A 2,855-nucleotide genomic window follows, 5' to 3' on the forward strand; every position below is an offset into this window, starting at 1 on the left:
TGAAGCAGGAACTTGAAGGCTGCGGAGTTGGAACAGTTTATATAGACGTTCCACAGTTGCAGGTACATCCCTGCATCGGTTGCATGAAGTGTCGCAGTTCATTGAAGTGTTGTCTGCCCGAGGATGGGGCACAGAGAGTGTTGCAGTCTATGAAAGAAGCCGATGCAGTGATAATCGGTGCCCCTTGCTATTGGGGAAACATGCCGGGAGAAGTGAAAGTGCTTTTCGACCGTATGGTTTACGGTATGATGGGGGAGAACTCTTGGGGAATGCCCCTTCCGCTTCATAAGGGCAAGAAAGCGATTGTGGTAAGCACTTGTACTACCCCTTATCCTTTCAATATTCTCTATAATCAGACGCACGGTGTGGTGAAAGCTTTCAGGGAGATTCTGAAATGGAGTGGTTTCAAGATTGTGAAAACCATTGAGAGGGGAGGTACTAAGAAGCATCCTGAGCTGACGGAAAAGGATATGCGGAACTGCAAGAAAGCAGTGCACAAATTATTGTAAAGTATTGAAAAAGTCAATATGAGTAGAAAAGAAGAATATAAATTGCAGAACGAACAGTTTCTGGAGCAGTTGCGTACGGCAGAAGGAATCAAGGAATTGCCTTGCGGCATACTTTATCGGGTATTGGAGGAAGGCAGAGACGGTCCGACACCACGTCTCAACAGTGTAGTATCTGTGCATTATAAAGGCACGCTTATTAATGGGCGTGAGTTCGATAATTCGTGGAAACGGAATTGTCCGGAGGCTTTTCGTCTGAATGAAGTGATTGAGGGCTGGCAGATTGCCTTGCTACGAATGCATCCCGGAAGTCGTTGGATTGTATATATCCCTTACACCATGGGATACGGTACACGTACCAGTGGACCCATTCCGGCGTATTCCACACTGATATTTGAAGTGGAATTACTAAATATCTCGTGACACTGCTGAACAATTTGCTTTTTTATCTTGTTCTCATATAAGAATTTAGAAAAACTCAATAGGTATGAATATAGATAAGAAAGCAGGGCATATTGACCCGAAAGTAGCATTGTCCCAGGCAGAACATGAAAAGGGAACAGTACCCGGACAACAGATTGGCCTTTACGGTAATGCAGACAAGAGAGATGTTCGTCAGGTCGTAAAGATTCTGAATCCTGACAAAAACAGTATGGAGAGCAGAGGTTAACCCTCTGCTTTTTTTATTACATGCCTCTTTCTTCGTCGAGTCCAGATGATTTGTTGGAGGGTTTTGTATCTTTGTACCCGGAAATGAAACTCTTAAAAACAAAAGCAGGATGCTACGGAAAGGAGACCTCACTCAAGGAGGCATAACCGGTACTTTATTGCATTTTACCCTACCCATGCTGGTAGGGTCTTTTTTGCAGCAATGCTACAACATTGCAGATACGCTCATTGTAGGCCAATGCATTGGTGCAGGGGCGTTGGCGGCGGTCGGTTCGGCATACACACTGATGGTTTTCCTTATATCCGTTTTGCTGGGACTGGCGATGGGCAGTGGCACTGTGTTCTCTTTACATTATGGTGCCGGAAACCATGTAGCACTGCGTCGTAGCATATTCAGTTCGTTTGCACTAATAGGTATCGTGACACTGATACTGAATGTAGTCGTTTTTATCTGGCTCGATCCTATTCTCCGGCTGTTGCAGGTTCCGCAAGACATATACGGCATGATGCGCAGCTACTTGTGGATAATCTTCTGCGGTATAGTTTTCACCTTTATCTATAACTTCTACGCATCTCTGCTGCGTGCAGTAGGGGATTCTGTCACTCCGCTTTGGTTTCTGGCAGTTTCTGTCGTTCTGAATATAGCGCTCGACTTGTTTTTTATCCTACAACTGGATTGGGGGATTCAGGGTGCGGCTGCGGCCACTGTCCTCGCTCAAGGAGTAGCTGCTCTGGGCATCATCATTTATACTTACAGAAGGCGTCCGGAACTGCGATGGCATCATGAAGACATGTGTTTTGACCGTACTTGCTTGAAGGAAATAGCTTCCTTCTCTACACTGACTTGCGTCCAACAGTCGGTGATGAATCTGGGAATCCTGATGGTACAGGGGCTTGTCAACAGCTTTGGAACAGCGGTAATGGCAGCTTTTGCGGCAGCTGTGAAGATTGACTCTTTCGCCTATATGCCCGTGCAGGAATTTGGGAATGCCTTTTCCACCTTTATTGCACAGAACTTCGGGGCCGGACGTTACGACCGTATCCACCGGGGTGTTCGCAGTGCATTTGTCACGGCTGTTGTTTTTTCGCTCCTTGTGTCCGTATTGGTTTTCATCTTTGCCAAACCGTTGATGCTTATCTTTGTCCGTCCGGACGAAACGGAGATTATTGCGGTGGGAGTGGCGTACCTACGCATCGAAGGTGCTTTCTACTGTGGCATCGGCATCTTGTTTTTGCTGTACGGATACTATCGGGCCATCCGTATGCCGGGCATGTCTGTTGTGCTGACCGTGCTGTCGCTGGGCACCCGTGTAGTTCTTTCTTACTGGCTTGCTTCGATACCTGAGATTGGGGTGACGGGCATCTGGTGGTCCATCCCCATCGGCTGGCTGATTGCCGATGTAGTCGGTATCTGGTGCTATCGGTATGTTAAAGGAGTTAGAGGGAGTTAAAAGAAAATCCGGCAAATTTGCTCCACTGTCCTTCGGATATTTTCTTGAGCAAATTCAGGCTGCATGGCCTGCTCCAAAGAGACGGGAGAGGGGGTAATGGAGAATACGCCCCGGAATCCGGCTGCATTCAGTATCCCGGCATCCTCTATCGCTCCTGCCAGCAGGATGACGGGAATATGTTGCCTTCTTGCTTCCTGCAAGATGCCCGAAGGTACTTTCCCCATAAGAG

5 protein-coding genes are annotated in these 2,855 nt (G+C 47.4%); 4 read left to right on the plus strand and 1 reads right to left on the minus strand.

The genetic code is table 11. The features are described 5' to 3' along the window. The 4 genes from ABUA47_RS24090 to ABUA47_RS24105 all read left to right on the plus strand — a co-directional run. The coding region (locus ABUA47_RS24090) for a flavodoxin family protein (protein WP_349832209.1) at window positions 1-509 on the plus strand (509 nt) is incomplete at its 5' end. Between the two features lie 18 nt (window positions 510-527). Beyond that, the gene (locus ABUA47_RS24095; RefSeq protein WP_008663162.1) at window positions 528-929 is read left to right on the plus strand and encodes an FKBP-type peptidyl-prolyl cis-trans isomerase; all 402 of its coding nucleotides are present in this window, start codon (window positions 528-530) and stop codon (window positions 927-929) included. 64 nt (window positions 930-993) lie between these two features. After that, complete coding sequence (locus tag ABUA47_RS24100) at window positions 994-1,176, plus strand: hypothetical protein (RefSeq protein WP_005828120.1); 183 nt, start codon at window positions 994-996, stop codon at window positions 1,174-1,176. 109 nt (window positions 1,177-1,285) lie between these two features. Continuing rightward, complete coding sequence (locus tag ABUA47_RS24105) at window positions 1,286-2,626, plus strand: MATE family efflux transporter (protein ID WP_035448203.1); 1,341 nt, start codon at window positions 1,286-1,288, stop codon at window positions 2,624-2,626. Here the strand turns inward: ABUA47_RS24105 and ABUA47_RS24110 are convergent. Further along, window positions 2,623-2,855 (minus strand): glycerate kinase (locus ABUA47_RS24110; RefSeq protein WP_349832211.1); only part of this gene is annotated, 233 nt, incomplete at its 5' end. The genes ABUA47_RS24105 and ABUA47_RS24110 overlap by 4 nt on opposite strands.

Source organism: Bacteroides sp. RTP31139st1_H2_RTP31139_211217, assembly GCF_040227615.1.
Classification (GTDB): domain Bacteria; phylum Bacteroidota; class Bacteroidia; order Bacteroidales; family Bacteroidaceae; genus Bacteroides; species Bacteroides uniformis.

Coding starts and splice junctions, on each gene's coding strand:
- ABUA47_RS24095 (WP_008663162.1), top strand. CDS start 528: ATGAGTAGAAAAGAAGAATATAAATTGCAGAACGAACAGTTTCTGGAG.
- ABUA47_RS24105 (WP_035448203.1), top strand. CDS start 1,286: ATGCTACGGAAAGGAGACCTCACTCAAGGAGGCATAACCGGTACTTTA.
- ABUA47_RS24100 (WP_005828120.1), top strand. CDS start 994: ATGAATATAGATAAGAAAGCAGGGCATATTGACCCGAAAGTAGCATTG.